General features: G+C 43.1%; 19 protein-coding genes. 18 read left to right on the top strand and 1 reads right to left on the bottom strand.

Going from position 1 to position 17,566, the window contains the following annotated elements; all coding sequences use genetic code 11:
* From spoIID to HGJ98_RS06790, 7 genes are all read left to right on the top strand, one after another.
* The coding region (gene spoIID, locus HGJ98_RS06820) for a stage II sporulation protein D (RefSeq protein ID WP_291350313.1) at window positions 1–808 on the top strand (808 nt) is incomplete at its 5' end.
* A 71-nt stretch (window positions 809–879) separates the two neighbouring features.
* The gene (locus HGJ98_RS06815) at window positions 880–1,449 is read left to right on the top strand and encodes a murein hydrolase activator EnvC (protein ID WP_291350312.1); all 570 of its coding nucleotides are present in this window, start codon (window positions 880–882) and stop codon (window positions 1,447–1,449) included.
* A gap of 133 nt (window positions 1,450–1,582) precedes the next feature.
* Window positions 1,583–1,831, top strand: a complete 249-nt coding sequence (gene spoIIID / locus HGJ98_RS06810) for a sporulation transcriptional regulator SpoIIID (protein ID WP_009619498.1) — start codon at window positions 1,583–1,585, stop codon at window positions 1,829–1,831.
* Between the two features lie 206 nt (window positions 1,832–2,037).
* Complete coding sequence (gene mreB, locus HGJ98_RS06805) at window positions 2,038–3,033, top strand: rod shape-determining protein MreB (protein WP_291350311.1); 996 nt, start codon at window positions 2,038–2,040, stop codon at window positions 3,031–3,033.
* 320 nt (window positions 3,034–3,353) lie between these two features.
* Entirely contained in the window at window positions 3,354–4,073 is a 720-nt protein-coding gene (locus HGJ98_RS06800) for a WecB/TagA/CpsF family glycosyltransferase (RefSeq protein ID WP_291350310.1), read from the top strand.
* Window positions 4,074–4,126: 53 nt separating this feature from the next.
* On the top strand, window positions 4,127–4,840 hold the full coding sequence (gene sigI, locus HGJ98_RS06795) for an RNA polymerase sigma-I factor (RefSeq protein ID WP_291350309.1): 714 nt from the start codon (window positions 4,127–4,129) through the stop codon (window positions 4,838–4,840).
* The gene (locus HGJ98_RS06790) at window positions 4,837–6,003 is read left to right on the top strand and encodes an anti-sigma factor domain-containing protein (RefSeq protein ID WP_291350308.1); all 1,167 of its coding nucleotides are present in this window, start codon (window positions 4,837–4,839) and stop codon (window positions 6,001–6,003) included. The genes sigI and HGJ98_RS06790 overlap by 4 nt, the downstream gene beginning before the upstream one ends.
* Here the strand turns inward: HGJ98_RS06790 and HGJ98_RS06785 are convergent.
* On the bottom strand, window positions 5,992–7,104 hold the full coding sequence (locus HGJ98_RS06785; RefSeq protein ID WP_291350307.1) for a glycosyltransferase: 1,113 nt from the start codon (window positions 7,102–7,104) through the stop codon (window positions 5,992–5,994). The two genes, HGJ98_RS06790 and HGJ98_RS06785, sit on opposite strands and share 12 nt — an antisense overlap.
* Before the next feature lie 118 nt (window positions 7,105–7,222).
* Between HGJ98_RS06785 and fabZ the strand changes: the two genes are divergently transcribed.
* The 11 genes from fabZ (at window position 7,223) to raiA (ending at window position 17,338) form a co-directional block, all read left to right on the top strand.
* Window positions 7,223–7,663: a 3-hydroxyacyl-ACP dehydratase FabZ gene (gene fabZ, locus HGJ98_RS06780; protein WP_291350306.1), complete on the top strand. Its 441-nt coding sequence runs from the start codon at window positions 7,223–7,225 to the stop codon at window positions 7,661–7,663.
* 146 nt (window positions 7,664–7,809) lie between these two features.
* A complete protein-coding gene (locus HGJ98_RS06775; protein WP_291350305.1) occupies window positions 7,810–9,465 on the top strand; it encodes an O-antigen ligase in 1,656 nt (551 codons plus the stop codon).
* Window positions 9,466–9,479: 14 nt separating this feature from the next.
* Complete coding sequence (locus tag HGJ98_RS06770) at window positions 9,480–9,869, top strand: hypothetical protein (protein WP_291350304.1); 390 nt, start codon at window positions 9,480–9,482, stop codon at window positions 9,867–9,869.
* A 33-nt stretch (window positions 9,870–9,902) separates the two neighbouring features.
* Entirely contained in the window at window positions 9,903–11,612 is a 1,710-nt protein-coding gene (locus tag HGJ98_RS06765) for a DEAD/DEAH box helicase family protein (protein ID WP_291350303.1), read from the top strand.
* A gap of 26 nt (window positions 11,613–11,638) precedes the next feature.
* Window positions 11,639–12,379 (top strand): ComF family protein, encoded by a 741-nt coding sequence (locus tag HGJ98_RS06760; RefSeq protein ID WP_291350302.1) that lies wholly within the window; start codon window positions 11,639–11,641, stop codon window positions 12,377–12,379.
* A 64-nt stretch (window positions 12,380–12,443) separates the two neighbouring features.
* A complete protein-coding gene (locus HGJ98_RS06755) occupies window positions 12,444–12,746 on the top strand; it encodes a zinc-ribbon domain containing protein (protein ID WP_291350301.1) in 303 nt (100 codons plus the stop codon).
* A 472-nt stretch (window positions 12,747–13,218) separates the two neighbouring features.
* Window positions 13,219–14,010, top strand: a complete 792-nt coding sequence (locus HGJ98_RS06750; protein WP_291350300.1) for a basic amino acid ABC transporter substrate-binding protein — start codon at window positions 13,219–13,221, stop codon at window positions 14,008–14,010.
* 444 nt (window positions 14,011–14,454) lie between these two features.
* Window positions 14,455–15,132: an amino acid ABC transporter permease gene (locus tag HGJ98_RS06745; protein ID WP_291350299.1), complete on the top strand. Its 678-nt coding sequence runs from the start codon at window positions 14,455–14,457 to the stop codon at window positions 15,130–15,132.
* Window positions 15,119–15,838, top strand: coding sequence for an amino acid ABC transporter ATP-binding protein (locus tag HGJ98_RS06740; RefSeq protein WP_291350298.1), 720 nt, complete (start codon window positions 15,119–15,121; stop codon window positions 15,836–15,838). Before HGJ98_RS06745 ends, HGJ98_RS06740 begins: the two co-directional genes overlap by 14 nt.
* A 602-nt stretch (window positions 15,839–16,440) precedes the next feature.
* Window positions 16,441–16,638 (top strand): cold-shock protein, encoded by a 198-nt coding sequence (locus HGJ98_RS06735; protein ID WP_291350297.1) that lies wholly within the window; start codon window positions 16,441–16,443, stop codon window positions 16,636–16,638.
* 169 nt (window positions 16,639–16,807) lie between these two features.
* Window positions 16,808–17,338, top strand: a complete 531-nt coding sequence (gene raiA, locus HGJ98_RS06730; RefSeq protein WP_291350296.1) for a ribosome-associated translation inhibitor RaiA — start codon at window positions 16,808–16,810, stop codon at window positions 17,336–17,338.
* Window positions 17,339–17,566 lie beyond the last annotated feature (228 nt).

Below are 17,566 nucleotides of genomic sequence, written 5' to 3'. Positions count from 1 at the left end.
TGGAAGTGTTGAAGACTTAGCCCTTGAGAACTATCTACTGGGGGTTGTTGCTGCAGAAATGCCAGCAGAGTTTGAATTAGAAGCACTCAAAGCCCAGGCCATAGCAGCCCGGACCTATGCAGCAAAGCGAATAGAGCAAAGCAACCAAACGGATCTTGGTTACCATGTTGATACGACGGTGAAGACTCAAGCATGGATATCGGAGGCCCAAATGAGAAAAAAATGGGGTCTTTTAAACTACTGGCGTTATCATAGCAAGCTACAAAAGGCAGTACTTGGGACACGTGGCTTGATTCTAGTATTCAATGGAGACTATATCGAAGCATTTTATCATAGCAGCAGCGGAAGAAAGCCGACAGAACGATCGGAGGAGGTATGGAGTACATCAAGGCCGTATTTGCAAAATATCAGTTCAGGAGAGGAAAACCTACAACGATATGTTAAGAAAATGACCTTTACGCCCCAAGAACTCTACAAGAAGCTGGGCCTTAAGGAATCGCCGCGTTCCTTGACTTCGGGTGATTTTCAAGTATTGGTACGGACCTCAGTCGGAAGAGCTAAAAGTATTAGAGTACTGGGCAGAGTGTATCCAGCAAATCAACTTCGTGGCTTGTTAGGGCTATCTTCAACGGACATAGAATGGGATATACATCCGGATAAGCTGACTATTACAATGTATGGAAATGGGCATGCAGTAGGTATGTCACAATGGGGAGCCAATGATTTGGCTAAGAAACGTTTCAAAGTAGAAGAGATACTGAACTATTACTATCCGGGGACAAAGCTGATGGTCATGGGTAGTATGTAACATAGAAGAAGTAAGCAACCGTTGTTTATATACAACCTCCTTCGGCAAAAATAGATTTAGAGGTGAGTCGAATGAACCGTTGGTATAAATCTAAAGGCTTAGTTTTAGCCTGGGTGTTTACATTTCTATTGTTAGGCCTAGTTGTATCTATTGAATATCGGAGTACTGCCTCAGATGTTTCTTCTGAAGGGCTACAAGGGACCAATGAACCGACTTATAAACAATACAAGGTAGTTACTACCCATCTGGAAATCAAGGACTTTCCAAGCCCAGTAGGTGGAAAGCCTATACGCCATGTTGGTCATTACTATTCAAAGAATCTTGGAAATTATATCTTTCATGCTGGTGTAGATTACGCATTAGCAGAAGGGACGGTAATTAGGGCAACCCATGGGGGAACGGTTATTTTTGCTGGGATAGACCCTACTCTAGGTCAGAAGGTAACCCTAGACTGCAGTGAGGGATGGTTGGTCACTTATGGGGGGCTAGATAACCTACGTGTTCGGGAGGGGGAAGTTATAGAAACTCAAGGAGCATTGGGACAGATCGGTTTTTATCCTGGCTTAGTAGTCGGTGAAAATAATCCCACCCAACTTCATTATGAAGTGCGGTACCATGGGCAGGTACAGAGTCCATTATAGGAGAAATTCGTGAATTCTTTAACAGAAATCCCTAACACATTATTTACCAACAAAGGACATCCGATTACGGATGTCTTTTTTTATTGAGAATGCATATAAATGAACTAAACTCGTGGACGAAGGAGGGTTCTGCGTGCAAGAATATATACGTAAACGGGTGCTCGATATTGGGACCTACATACTAGAATCGAGTGCAACCGTTCGTCAAACAGCTGATGTCTTCGGCGTATCGAAAAGCACAGTTCATAAAGATGTTACAGAACGGTTACCCCTTGTAAATGAAAAGTTGTCCATGGAAGTAAAGCATATCCTTGAGACAAATAAAGCAGAAAGGCATATTCGAGGGGGAGAGGCAACCCGTAAGAAGTACCAAGAAAACTAATCAAAGGAAGTTTTACCTGAAACAGGGTGAACAACAGAGGAATTTGAAAAAAAACTTAGATTTCAAAAGGGATTAGCGGTTTTATCACGAATGAATTCAATATTAAATCTAAGTAGCGAATCTCCCGAGAGGGAGATTATGCTATTTGTTTATACTATTAATCAAATGGACAAGCTATTGTATGAATGAAAGGGGTAACTCCGATAATGTTTGGAATCGATTTTGGAATAGATTTGGGAATAGACCTAGGTACGGCCAGTGTTTTGGTATATGCAAAAGGAAAAGGGATTGTCTTACATGAACCCTCCGTAATTGCGATTGACCGAATTACGAATAAACGCATTGCCGTTGGAGAAGAAGCAAGGTTAATGATTGGTCGTACACCTGGAAATATTGTTGCCGTTCGCCCCATGCGAGATGGGGTTATTGCTGATTATCAGACGACAGAGCTCATGTTAAAATATTTTTTAGAGAAGGCGGGCGCAAAGAGATGGCCTTTCTTTAGAACTCGTGTAGTTGTATGCATTCCTTCGGGTGTAACGGAGGTAGAGCAGCGGGCTGTTAAACAGGCGGCTTACCAGGCTGGGGCTAAGGACGTTAAAGTAGTTGAAGAACCCTATGCCGCGGCATTAGGGGCTGGTTTAGATATTTCTGGCCCAACTGGAAGTATGGTCGTGGATATTGGCGGTGGAACAACGGATATCGCGGTCCTGTCGCTGAACGGCATCGTCGCAAAACGCAGTCTTAGAGTAGGTGGAGATAAATTCGATGAGGCTATTAGTCGTTATATCCGGCGGGAGCACAATCTAATGATCGGAGAACGTACCGCTGAAGAAATAAAGATGGCAGTCGGTTCAGCTGTTCCAGAAGGACGCCCTTCCGCCTTCATCGATGTGCGGGGACGTGATTTGATAACCGGGTTACCAAAAACAATTAATGTGAATTCTCAGGAGTGTTTCGTTGCCCTTGAGGAATCCATTGATGCGATTGTTGCTGGGGTCAAGGAAGTTTTGGAGCGAACCCCACCAGAATTATCCTCAGATATTCTTGACAAAGGAATCATTATGACTGGCGGAGGTGCCATGATGTATGGCTTTGACACGCGACTGTCACGTGAAACAGGATTGCCGGTTAGTTTAGCTGAGGATCCGATTTCCTGCGTGGCCCTAGGTACGGGCAAGGTACTGACTGGAAAGTTTTAGTCTGAGTTAAGTTAATCTGTCATTCTGATATACTTCCTAAGCATAAGTGCAACTAGGGCTGCCGCCTTCGCCGGAGGCTTTTACGATAAGCTAACCCGTGCGAAGACAGTGTCTTCGGGCGCCAGCCAAGTTTTCTTTATAGGGAGTTATTAAATCGAAAAGTATAATGTTAGATACTAAAAATTAAAGAGAGATATAAGACAGAATAGGTACTAATTTAATTGGTCCGAGGTCAGGTGGTCAATCCGTAATAAATTATTTCGGATAAAGGCTCTTTCCTTGGACTTTAAAATTAATTCCTCAGAAAGGAAATAAAATTTGTGAGGGTCGACATTCTTGGAATCACCGTAGACAAATATTCCATGCAAGAAACCGTTGAACAAATCCGTAAGGCCGTAGAAGATCGGGTTAGGATTCGTGTGGTTACTGCTAATCCAGAAATGATTTATGCATCTGGCCGTGATGAACGTCTTAAGGTATTGATTAATTCTGCGGATATTGTAACAGCCGATGGGATTGGTGTTGTTTGGGCTGCTCGCCAGTTAGGCACACCAGTACAGGAACGAGTGACTGGGATTGATCTGGTCCAGGCTTTATTTCCTGTAGCAGATAGACGAAACTGGAGGATTTTCCTTTTAGGAGGCAAACCGGGAATAGCTCATAGGGCAGGAATTCAGATTGCTCTGAAATATCCTGGAATTGCTTGGGATGAGTCCCATGGTTACTTCAGCACTGAAGAAGAAGCGTATGTCCTAGAAAAGATTCGCTGCTTTCAGCCAGATATTTTGCTCGTTGGATTAGGTGCTCCTCGTCAGGAATATTGGATTGTTGAGCATCCCGGATTAGCAACCGTCAGCCTGGGGGTTGGCGGGAGTCTAGACGCTTTAGCTGGGCATGTTGTTCGAGCGCCGGAACGTGTCCAAACGTTCCAATTAGAATGGCTTTATCGTTTGCTGAAAGAACCTTGGCGTTGGAAACGTCAGAGCGTGTTACCCCGTTTTGTGATAAAAATCCTTTGGCAGAGATTCAATACGTTCTAAGACCCCCTAAAAGAGACGATCCGTTTCGTATAAGCCTATAGGAGGAAGAAAGCATGCCAGAATGGGAAGAGCGATGTTCTTGGCAGCGTTTGAAGGAGGACTCAGAAGCCCGGGAGGAGTTCTTAGCCCAATCTCAAACGTTTATTCGTCATGTTGCTAGCCAAGCGTGTTTTCGCTCTCTGGAGTGGGGTAGAGATGACGAATTATCTGAGGCATTGATTGCTTTTAATGAAGCGATAGACTTGTTTATTGAAGATAAAGGAGTACCGTTTTTAGCCTATGCAAGAGTATTGATAAAGCGTAGGTTGATTGATTATTACCGCAAGCAACGTTTGAGACAGTCTATTTCCCTCGATCAAGACGACATTGGACGAAGGATTGATGTCCATTTAGGCCTGGATGATTTTCGGGAGCAAGAGCAAAACCATGAGCGAGCGGAGGAAATTCGACAGTTTTCTAAAGCATTAGCAGATTTTCAGCTCACCTTTCAGGACTTGGTAGAAGCATCCCCTAAACATCGGGATACTCGTGAGACGTTACTCCGAGCGGCTAGAGAATTGGCCTTTGACCCTGAACTGTGGCAGCACGTTGAACGAAAGGGGAAAGTTCCAATGCAAGCATTATGTTTGAAAACACAAATTCATCCTAAAGTATTGGAACGGGGGCGAAGGTATATTTTGGCAGTTGCCTTACTTATGGCAAACCAAAATGACTATGTTTATCTACGGGAGTATGTTTTATCACGGGAAGAGGGGGCTAAGGGATGAGTAAGATAAAAGCAGTGGTATTGGAGAAATCTGGATCCCGATATACGGTTCTTGCTGAAAACGGCACCTTTCGGCATATTCGAAGACGTAAAGAGGCTGAAATAGGAGAAGAGATTGAAATTCAAACAAGTTTCGAGGGCTTTAAAGGCCTGCGAGCATGGGCTAGCGTCGCTGCAATATTTTTTCTAACCTTATCAACTATTTTTGCTTGGAACTTGTATCAAGCGCCAACTGCAGTGGCCTTGCTCTCAGTTGATATTAATCCAAGTATTCAATTTTCAATAGACGCCCAAGGACAGTTAATAAAGATTGTTTCCCAAAGTGAAGATGCCGAGGACATGGTTCGTGAAATGGATCTGAAGGGAAAACCAATTGATGAGGTTCTAGGCCAAATAATAAATGAGGCTTACAATCAGAAGTTCTTAAATTCAGAGCGATCTTGGGTTGTAGTGGGTTATTCATCACTGACCGAGGATGGCTTAGATGAAGATGCTGAGGATCTCAACGAAAGTCAAATTGTCTCATGGATTACAGAGACTGTTAAAGAAAAAGGGTTTACTCCACAGGTTGAATATTTCGCTCTAACTACCCAAGATCGTGAGCTTGCACAAAAAGGCAATCTTACCTTAGGTGAGTATGCCCTTTGGCAAACTGCTATAAGGGCAGGGGTCGTGACAGAGCCAGAAAAATTAAAAGATACGTCTGAACGTGAGAAACTATTGAAAAACCCAAAAGTTCAGGCTCAGGTTAAAGAGAATAAGAAGGCGGCTGTTTCTTCATCTCCGTCTAAAGGGCAGATTTCTGGCCAGGATAAGGCTGAGAATCAAACATCCGAAAATTACGAACCCCAGAAGGACCAGAAGGATAAGAACGTACAAGATAAAGAAATGAACAAAAAAGATAGAAATATTAATACTGATATAGATAGTGATAAAGAAAATAATAATGACAAAGACAGAAATAGTAATAATAATAAAAGTAATGAAAAAGATCCTGGAAAAAGCCCTAATAAAGATAACGGAAACCTAACAGGCAAGGATAATACAAAGGCTCCGAAGAAAAGCGACATACAGTTAAATACCAGTGACAAGGTTAGGAACAATCAAGTTAATGGGATAATGTCAACATCTTTTCCGTGGAAATGGGGAGCTTCAAGATTCTAGAAGACGAGTGTAGAATTGCTCCGTTTCTCTGAGCATATTATTAACTGAAAACATTGGCCAACGGTTTTGGCCCGCGAGCACAAGGGATTTCGCCAAAGAAGGATTTTCAAGTATAGACTTACAGGCGACGGCTAATTCCGTTACATTCCCGGGAGGGAAAAGCAAGCCTTCTTTTTTGTCTCTGATGAGTTCTGGAATTCCTCCGACAGCACTTGCAACAATTGGAACTCTAGCTTGCATTGCTTCAAGAAGGACCAACCCCATACCTTCACTAATTGAAGGTAAGACAAATAAATCCATAGCAGGAAGTGCTTCATAGGCTAGAGGCAGATAACCAGTAAGGGTATGGGGAATAGTACTACCTCGAAGTTCAGAGGCCAGACTTTGACGAAGGGGACCATCTCCTATAAGTAAGAGATGGAGATTTGGAAATTTTGAGCGCAATTGGATTGCAGCCTTAATTAAATAAATCTGCCCTTTAGTAGGGTGAAGTCGTCCAATGGTTCCAAGAACAAGAGCATTGGCTGGGATACCCCATTGGTTACGAAAGTAATTGCGAGTTGATGTCGGGTCATCATAAGAAATCGAGGAATAGCCATTATAAATCGTTTCAATAGTTCGGCCGCCTCGCAAGGCAACTTCCTTTGCTAAGAATTCAGATACAGTGATAATACCTGAGGTCAAGGGGAGGGTTAGGCGGTCAAGCCCAAGAGCTATTCGGGCAGACCAAGGAGATAGATAATCCTGAGCTAATGAGCTATGAACGGTGGTTAGGCATGGGATCCGTAACCATCTAGCACTAAGACGTCCCAATAGATTTGCTCGGGAACCATGGGTATGGACAAGGTCTATAGCCATTTTTTGTGACCATCGAATAAGTTTAGGTATGGGAGAAAGGTCTAAAGGGAAGCGCATAGGGAAAGTATATGTTGGGATCTTATTTTCTGAAGCCAGGTCAGAGAAAGGACCCTGTGTTAGGCAGATGAGCTGGAGATCAAATCGATTTCGGTCTATGCCCTTCAGGAGGGACAGCACATGCTGCTCTGCTCCTCCAACCTCACCTCCACCGATAATATGTAGAATTTTGTATTTTTTTTTCATACTCCTGCCATCTTCCCTTCAGACCTAAACTTGGTTATACTGTTTTTATGCGGTTAAATCCGTATATCCTTATACCATCATAAGACAAAATGGTTTCAATCTGCAAGGAGGAATTCCAGTGCTACAAAGCAAAGAAATCCAGGAGATTATACCACATCGTTACCCCTTTCTTCTGGTCGATCGTATCCTAGAACTTGAAGAAGGAAAAAGGGCTGTGGGCATAAAGAATGTGACCATCAATGATTCGTTCTTTCAGGGCCACTTCCCTGGGCATCCCATTATGCCAGGAGTGCTGATTATAGAAGCCCTTGCCCAAGTTGGAACTGTGGCAATTCTTAAGAAACCTGAATATGAAGGCTATTTAGGGTTGTTTGCCGGCTTAGATGACGTTAAGTTTAAGAGGCAGGTAATTCCAGGCGATCAGCTTCGCTTAGAAGTGGAACTTGTAAAGTTACGAAAAAACTATGGAGTTGCCAAAGGTGTCGCCTATGTCGGAGACGAGTTGGCCGCAGAAGGGACCCTTAAATTCTTCCTAGAAAGGAAAAATTCTGCCCAGTGATTGGCGCATCCTTACAAAAAGACAGCAGAGCTAGGAGCAACACAGCAAGCCTCCTAGCTCTTTTTTTAGGACTTAGTGTTTTCATGCACGGTCTTTATTACCCTCAGGAATGGCTAATATTTGGATTTGTTTTGTCTGCTTATCATTTGTCATTGTATTTACCCAGAAGGGTTCATTATGAGACAGGGAAAGTTTACAATATCGGCCTAACAGATACCTTGCTTTTGGGATTTGTTCTCTTTTCCTTGTTAGGGATTGTTCATCCTATCAAACAATCTGAAGGTTTGCTTGAAGCCTTACAGTGGGGAATCCTTTGGCTCGTTTATCGATTGGGAGTTCGGATTTCTTCGGATGACATAGCAAAACGGAAGCTAATACAATACATTGAGTGGTTGGCCATAGCAATCGCTGTCATTGGTTGGCTGCCTTGGGTGAGCAAAGTGGGGGGAAGATTAAGCTCTGTCTTTGGTTACCCTAATGCTGCTGCAGCATTTTTGGGTGTAGTTCTCTTGCTTCATCCACGCAGTAAGTTAGTTCTCATCTGGCTGGCGATTTCTCTCTTAGGGACAGGTTCCCGTGCTGGAGTAGGATTAACTCTTATAATTCTTGTTGGTCGGCAGATGTTATTACGAGGAGCGGGACGAAGAATTCATCTTAAAGGAATAGGATTAGGACAATTTTTCAAAGGAATGCTCGCTCTTCTAGTGGGTTGTGTGGGAACAGTTCTCATACTGCTCTATTATAGGCCCGCTTGGGACAATTTAACGGCCTGGGGTTTTTCGTCTTCGAGTTGGCAGGAACGGCTGGTCTACATTAAAGATGGGATTAGTTTAGCTTGGAATTCAGGCGGTCTACCACAAGCAGGAGGGTGGTGGGCATTCCCTACGGTTCAATCCTTTCCCTATTGGACGGCAGATCCGCATTCGAGTTTTATACATATCTTACTGAACCAGGGGGTCCTCGGAATTGCGAGTATGGGAATTTGGGGTAGTCTTTCCCTAGCTCATGGATGGAAGACCTGGGGAAAGAATCAGATACTGATAAAGTCGGGAGTCGTTTCAGAAGATACTAAGGCTCAGCTTTGTATCTGGAGTGCTCTTCTGTTCCTAGTACTACATAGTTTGGTTGATGCCAATTTTTCCTTTGGCGCTTTAGGTATTTTATTCTGGCTTTTATTTGGCTGTTTGCAGAGTAAACATAATTCTCTAAGAACACATTATTACAAACATAACAACTTACTTCACAGGGCGAGTAAGATCGGAGTGTTAGTTGTAAGTTTCATGGTCTGTCTCATCTGTGGAGGTATCCTCCTGAATCCTACGCTCCTAGAGAGAGAACATAGCTTAAATAAACAGGCCATCCAATGCCAAGAGCAGGATCCTAATAAAAGTCTCGACCTCTGGGGCAGAAGTCTGGAACTTGATCAAACCCAGATTGAGGTACGTCGAGGGATGGCGGAACACTTGCTACGGCAAGGTAACTTGCTTGCTGGGTTAGAAACTGTCAAAGAAGTCCTTCGCTGGCAAGCATTTGACTTAGAAGCCTACGAATGGGGCCAGTCCGTTGTTTGGGATGCAGCTGAAGCCAGCCGCCAGACAAAGCCTGAATTAGCAATCACCCTCTATTGCTGGGTTGAGGATGTGCCTAAAACGATTGAAGAAAGGATGGTTAACCTTAATAGCTTAGATCGAAAACTATGGCAGGGACACAAGGATTTCCTTCCATCCCAGCATATAAGACTTCTTTCTGATTATGCTCGACAAAGACAACTCACACAACTTCTGCCACAACATAAGTTGTGAGCAGGGGGGAGATTATGACGATTTCCATGGGGATAGTTCTAGTTTTAGGGATTATTTTCTGGGTCCTATGCTCACGTTACGAATGGAGTATTCCACTTAAATGGCAAGCCCAGATTAGTGCCTGGAAGGAACGTTTAAAAAACCAATCATATAGTTTAAACTTGGTTTGGAAGCTCAGCCCGGACGGTAGAGAAATAGAGAAGCGCTTTTGGCTTCTTCAGAAAGCTTTGCCCAGTTTGCAGAAAAGGAAAAAGCTCCCGTTATTGATCGAAGTTCAGGTCTGTCCAGATCTATCCTTAGAGGATGAAAAATACATAGCATGTTTACAGCGGCGGTTCTCAGATATCAATATTTACACGTGCTCGCCTAAGGGTATAAATAGCAAGGGAGAGAATCCTTTGTAATGAGCGGATGAACAGGAAGCGAGGGGGCTTTTTTTGCTCTTTTTTCTGACGTTAAACAAAGACTATGACGTCAGTTTTTCTCCCTTCCAGGAGAAGGACAAGCTTGATACGAGGGTTATTAGCTATCTAAATGTACCTCTTCCTCTAGGGATTATTGAAGACGTTTTAGAGAGGTCGCTAAAGAGACAGCTTTCTAATCAAGGCAATCCTAAAAAGAAACCAAATGAGATCAAGAATCAGATACTATACTATTTAAACAATTTCGAGTGGGATATACGGGAGATCATATGGAAGGAAGTTAATAAGGATTTCAGCCCTAATCCCTCATTAGAACTGGACCAGGATAGAAAGAACAAGAATTGGGATGCCTTTAATCAACGTGTTTTAGGAAGGCAGCTTTCTAAGGGAGATCTTCAAGTACTTGCCCGTGAACTTAGACTTAAAGACGAAGAGATAATAACCTTTGCACAGTTGAATGTGGAGCAGGGAAAGGCAAAATGGCTCCCTTCTGTAAAACAGATAAACAGAGGGTGGCAGTGCCAACGCTGCGGAGAGACAGATTTAGAAGAGTGGCCCAGCATTTATGGTTCAGCTGCGACCTGTGGAAGTTGTGCAAGCATTGGAGTTAGTACTTCATTAACGGTACTATATCGAGATAAACGCTCGCTATTAGAAGGACCTCTAAACGTTTCATTTCGCCCTCATTGGGTTCTTACCGAAGCCCAACAAAGAGCCAGTGAACAAGTTGATGCATTTATGAAGGATACGTATACTGAAACGGCGCTTCTATGGGCAGCATGTGGAGCTGGAAAAACCGAAGTGTGTTTTCCTGCCGCTGCTTGGGCACTAAACCAAGGGAAATCGGTGCTTTTTGCTGCACCACGGCAAGATGTGATTCACGATATTGCGCCGAGGCTTCAACGGGACTTTCCGAATTTTACGGTTCAGGTATTGACGGGGACTAACACGGTAAAGTTTCAGGCAGGGGGCTTGGTGTTGGCAACAACCCATCAGGTCTTAAGGTTTTGGCAGGCCTTTGATGTGATTTTCATGGATGAGATGGATGCCTTTCCATATCATGGGAGCAGAGCTCTAGAATGGGGCTTGAAGAACGCCTTACGTCAGGGGGGCAAACTATTATACTTGACGGCCACACCCTCTCAAGAAGGGTTAAATGCCGTTCGGGAAGGTGAGATGGCACTTATTCGATTACCTGCAAGATATCATCGAAATCCTCTACCCGTTCCCATTTGGATAAGGTCTGATATATTATCAGAACCCAACGGCTGTAGAGGTAAATGGGGGAAACAGATTAGTTTATTAAGAAGGCAGGGACCTGTTTTGGTCTTTGTACCCAAAATCTCTTTAGTTAATCCATGGATAGAATCCTTTAAACAATCCTTTCCTGGTTGGAGGATAGAGGGCAGTTACAGCTCGGATTCGGGGCGCAGCATAAAAATTAAAAACTTGAAACTAGGGCAGTATGATATTTTTGTTAGTACCACCATCTTAGAGCGCGGGATTACTTTGCCTGGGATTCAAATAGTGGTCCTTGGCGCAGATCATCCCATGTTTGATGAACGTGCCTTAGTTCAAATGGCAGGAAGGGTTGGACGAACTCGAGAAAATCCTAGGGGAGAAGTCATATTTTTATCTCAGAAAATGACATCGGCCATGAAGACTGCTGTGCAATGGATAGAGGAGCAAAATAGGTATGCCTTAGATTTAGGATTAATCGACTAAGCCGGCAGAGAAGGTGGGGAGAGGCTGTGAAGGGGTTGTGGAGAAATGCAGTTAGGATCAGTCAATTGCTCTGGTACAAAGACGAACAAGCTTGTGTATTCTGTGGAGAGGGACATGGTCCAATTTGCTTAACCTGCAGGATGAATTATCTTCGCCCTGAGCTAAGACGCTGTAAGAGGTGCGGAAAGCTGATAGAGTCTGGGGAGCTAGACTGTCTTGATTGTTTGGCGGGTAGGGGCCCAAAACAACTGGATCAAGTGACAGCCTGGGGGCATTATTCCGGAGGTCTGAAGGAGTTTATTCAGAGAATAAAATTTAAATCCCAACCTAATCTTATAAGAGAAATCTCCCGTCCTTTTTCAGATTGGGCAATTAGTCAGCTTCCAGTTGTAGATGGTATTGTAGCTGTGCCAATGCATATGTCTCGCCTGGCAGAAAGAGGCTTCAATCAAGCGGAGGTAATCGCCTCAGCGCTGCACTGGGAATTAGGATTACCGATTCTTTCAGGGGTCGAACGACTTGAGTCAAGATCCTCTCAGGTCCTACTTTCCCGTCAGGAGCGCCTGCACAACCTGACAGGAGCATTTAATGTAAGACAGCCCGAGAATTATCAAGGAAAAAGTGTGTGGCTGATAGATGATGTAACAACCACCGGATCGACCCTCGAAGCTGTTGCAGAAGCCCTTAGACAGTGCGGAACTAAGGAAATCTATGGTTTATGCTTAGCGGCTGGTCTGGAAAAAAGACTTGTGCCTTTGAGTGAATAGAGTTATAATTACAAGTGGATGGGCAAAGCCTATTACATTTTTTTACGTAAGGGGAATATCTTTCATGGCCTTTGAAGACAAAGATCTAGTATGTAAAGACTGCGGAGTTACCTTTATTTTCACAGTTGGCGAGCAAGAATTTTATGCTGAAAAGGGTTTCGAAAATGAACCACAGCGTTGCCGTGAGTGTCGTAACATTCGCAAACAAAACCGTAATTCCCAAGAAGGAAGATCACGTGAAATGTTTACAGTTATTTGTGGAGACTGCGGTGTAGAAACTCAAGTTCCTTTCCAACCTACATCAGATCGTCCAGTATACTGCCGTGAGTGCTATCAGCACCATCGTCCAGCTCGCGATCAATACTAATCCATAGAAATTACTGTACTTAAATTGAAATTGACAAGCATTGGGAGACAATTGGTCGACCAATGCTTTTTATTTTATATCAGCTTAGGGGAGCATGATTAAGAGTCATTACACTATCAACAAGGTTATCCACAGCATCTTAACCGAAAGAATAAGCGAAAACTGATACTTATCCACATTATACACATGCTCCTGTGTGTAACTTTAGGGGATAAGTTACACTCCTGAAGTGGTTTTTCTTTTATGTTTTCCTAAGATTCCCATCTCGTTCGAGTGGGATAATGTCTTGCACCGGGTGATAAGTATTTCAGATTCTCCTTGCAAAAAAAGTAGAATAACTCTAAAAATGAAAGAAATAGGTTGTATAATTATTCGCAAGTAAGTATAATCAAAATTAAAAGGATAAGCTGAGGCAAAACACCAAAGCTTAAGAGGGGTTTGCTGAACACATCCAAAAGAGAGGGGAAAAACAATGTTTAAATCAAAAGTTCGTTTTGTTTTAGCTGGTCTACTAAGTTTAAGTCTCTTGACACTTGCCGGATGCGGAAGTAATAACGCACCTGCACCATCTGATCCTGCACCTACTGAAAAGGTTCTAAGAGTTGGTTCTGATATCGCTTATGCACCTTTTGAATTCATGGATGAAAAGCAACAGCCGACAGGGTTTGATATGGAACTTATTCAGGCTCTTGGAGAAGACATGGGATACAAAGTGAATATTGAAACAGCAGCTTTTGACGGCTTGATTCCAGCTTTACAAGCTGGGAAATATGATGCCGTAATTTCTGCCATGACAATTACCGAGGATCGCGCTAAAAGTGTTCAATTTAGTGACAAGTATTTCTTGAGCGGTCAGTACATCGCCATGAAAAAAGGAGCTAATATTAAATCCTTAGACGATTTAAAAGGAAAGAAGATTGGGGTCCAACTCAATACGACAGGTCAATATGTCGTTGAGGATAAAGGTATGGAAACAAATAAGTATGACACGACACCTGACGCTATGAATGCACTAATTAGTGGTGGAGTGGACGCTGTTGTTGCTGACTCTCCAGTTGTACTTTGGTTCCAAGCCCAAAATCCTAACGCTCAAATTGAATCTATCAATGCAGATTCTGGCGCAGAGTATTATGGCATAGCTATGAAACTTGGAAACACTGAATTAGCAGACAAAATGAATGCCTCCTTGAAAAAGCTCATGGATAGTGGAAAATACAATGAGATTTACAAAAAGTGGTTCAAAGAGGATGCTCCTAAGTTTTAGAATCACCTGTAAGGATGTTGAATAATTAACTAAAGGAAGGCACTGATATCTAGTGCCTTCCTTTAGCTTTCCCTAAGCTATTATTTAAGTTGAGATTATTTCCTCGAATTTCAATTCCAGTAGATGAGTTCAATGGTTTAAATTGGTCCTTGAACATCAGCCTGACTACGTGTATAATCACTTTCTGTTTCGAGTTGATAGACTCAATAGACTTGAAATCTAGGTGCTGCTAAAGGGGACAAGTACTTCAATAAGAATCTTTAGCGCTTGAAAATAAGGATGAAGTTAAGTTCGGAATTGAATATGGATTTTACTTGTAAAAAAATGCAGTAAAATATATAATTTTAGGGCAAGTAGTATGATTTCATTTAATTGTAACACTTTACTAAAAGTGGACATGATACCAGAGCTCTTAAGTTCAAGATTAAAGATAGGAGGGTTATTGTGGGATTAAACTGGCATGTGGTAATAGATAATATGCCTATTCTCGCCAAAGGGGCACTGCTAACGTTGGAACTAACGGCTGGTGCTGTTGCAATCGGGGTCGTTATCGGTCTATTTATGGCCTTAGCACGGTTATCTAAGCGTAAAATGGTCCGCGCGGCGGCGATTGGCTATATAGATTTCTTTAGAGGAACTCCTCTGTTAGTTCAAATCTTCTTAGTCTATTTTGGAATCCCGATGCTCCTTCAATGGCAGACTATGCCTGATAATTATCAGTATACTGCAGGGATATTGGCTATGGGCCTAAATTCCGGTGCTTACATTGCAGAAATATTTAGAGCAGGAATTCAGTCCATAGATCGGGGTCAAACAGAAGCGGCGCGGTCATTGGGAATGACTCAAATTCAAGCATTGCGTTATATTATTCTGCCACAAGCCTTTAAACGCTCGATTCCTCCTTTAGGTAATGAGTTTATCGCTTTACTTAAGGATTCCTCGTTATTATCCATCATTGCAATCCAAGAGCTTTTTTACACTGGAAAGATTATTGTTGGACGAACCTACCAACCCCTTCCTATGTATCTGGCCGTTGCCTTATACTACCTAGTTATGACCCAGTTGATTGCTCAATGGGTAGCCTATATGGAGAGGAGGCTGAGCAAGAATGATATTCGTTAAGAATCTTCATAAAACCTTTGGAAAACTGGAAGTCCTTAAAGGCATTAATTGCCACATTCGTGAAAAAGAAGTGGTCGTTGTCATTGGTCCCAGTGGTTCAGGGAAGAGCACCTTCCTACGCTGCTTAAATAAGCTGGAAGAGCCAACTAAAGGAGAAATTATTGTTGATGGAATACCTCTTAATTCGGAGGTCAATGTTAATGCGATCCGACGAGAAGTAGGCATGGTTTTTCAACGCTTTAATCTCTTTCCACATATGACAGCCATTCAAAATATAGTGCTTGCTCCGGAAGTTGTTCGAAAAACAAATAAAGAGGAGGCACGAAAGATTGGCATGGAGCTTTTGGCTAAAGTTGGATTATATGAAAAAGCCGATGAATACCCAGATCGGCTATCTGGCGGGCAGCAACAGCGAGTCGCCATAGCACGTGCTCTGGCCATGAAGCCAAAGATCATGCTGTTTGATGAGACAACCTCTGCTCTTGACCCTGAAATGGTGGGAGAGGTTCTATCCGTCATGAAGGACTTGGCGCGAGAAGGGATGACGATGGTCGTCGTAACCCATGAAATGGGATTTGCTCGGGAAGTCGGCGATCGGGTGATTTTCATGGATGAGGGGATCATAATGGAAGAGGGAGAGCCTAACGAGGTGTTTGCCCATCCTAAGAATCCTCGGACCCAAGCGTTCTTGAGTAAAATACTATAAGCTTGTTGTACAAGCGCTCTTTGGGCTAAGTAAAGCCTAGGAGCGCTTTGTAGCTTTGTTAACCCGTGCGAAGACGGTGTCTTCGTTCTGCACGCGTCTGCACGTTCCGCCGCTGACGAACTGGACGGTTCGCGAGCGCGTCCGAACCTAAGGGATGGATGGCCGCATGCTATGCCGTCCTTGGCGCATGCGGCACTAGGAACGTCCTGTTCCGTCGCATGTGAACCTGCGGCGCGCTACGAGACGCGAACCGTCAGCGTTCGTCTGGACCGCGGCTCCACTAAAGCATCCGCTTAGCAGAAAATCGCTCCTTTTGTGGGGGTTTAGAGAGTAGAATGTGATCGCTTTGTAGAAAGGCGCTTATCGGGCTGGGCTATGTGTCAGGGGGACGGACCTTTTTGACACGCTTTAAAGCACCTGAATAGTAGGGAACTGTTCTACTAGGGTAAGTCCTCTCAATAAGGGCGAGGAAGTTTGAGCTAAATGCACGAACTTCGTATCAGATAAGGTTTAAAGTTTTGAAATGTTGGTTATCCTCCTAAGTATGAGTCAAGTTGAAGCTAAGCTTCAGAACTTTGACAATTCAAGGAGGGTTTTTTTAAGTGGTAGGTAAAGTCAAATGGTTTAGTAAACAAAAGGGTTATGGATTTATTGAACAGGAAAATGGACAAGATATCTTTGTACATTTTCAATCCGTTATTGGAGAGGGATTCCGAACTCTTGAAGAGGGTCAGAATGTTGAGTATGATGTTATTCAAGGTCCGCGTGGAGAACAAGCTTCTAACGTAATGGTCCGTTAATTTAATTATGAATTTTCAAAGAGGGAATTGTTGTTACCATATCAGCAATTCTCTTTTTAAAGGTTTTAGTAGAAAAGTATTTTTGTAAACAATATATTTAAAATTAGCAGGATTTTTTACGTAAATCGGGAATATTAACTTATATACAGCATAGAAGGGGGTTGAATTAATGAACATTATTATTCGAGGTAAACATATCGAACTTACAGACGCCCTTAAAGAGTACGTTATGAAACGTGTGGGTAAGTTGGCAAAATATTCAGATGAATTTATGGATGTTCAAGTTACTTTACTTGTCGAGCGTGATCGACATCGGGTGGAGGTTACAGCCCCTATCCAGGGTATCATTTTGCGTGGCGAGGAAGAAACCGAAGACATGTATTCGTCAATCGACATGGTGGTTGAGAAATTAGAACGCCAAATTGATAAATACCGCACGCGGATAAATAAAAGGATGCGCACCAAGGTCTTAAAGGATCATGATCCTAAGCAGCCCGTTGTATCTGCAGATGAACCGCGCGAGGAAATCGTACGAAATAAGAAGTTCTCTGCAAAGCCCATGTCAGTAGAAGAAGCAATTATGCAGATGAATCTAGTGGGTCATTCGTTCTTTGTGTTTACGAATTCGGAAAGTCAAGAAATGAATGTGGTCTACCTTCGTAAGAATGGGGACTATGGATTACTTCAACCCCAAACATAATGCAGTCAGAAGTCGGGTAAATCGCGTGGTGTACTCGGCCTGATCCGTCGCTTCAGTCCAAGCGAAAGGCCCGCATATGCGGGCCTTTTTTATACTATCAGAAAATAAACTTGCGTTTATACTTTCCAAGCATAAGTGCACCTAAGGCTGCCGTCAGCGCCTGCGGCTTAATGTCATCCTGAGCGATAGCGAAGGATCTAGATCCTTCGCTATCGCTCAGGATGACAT

It is taken from the genome of Desulfosporosinus sp., assembly GCF_014237355.1.
GTDB lineage: Bacteria > Bacillota > Desulfitobacteriia > Desulfitobacteriales > Desulfitobacteriaceae > Desulfosporosinus.
The sequence above is the reverse complement of the archived record's forward strand: the minus strand, read 5'-3'. Positions and strand labels throughout refer to the sequence as shown.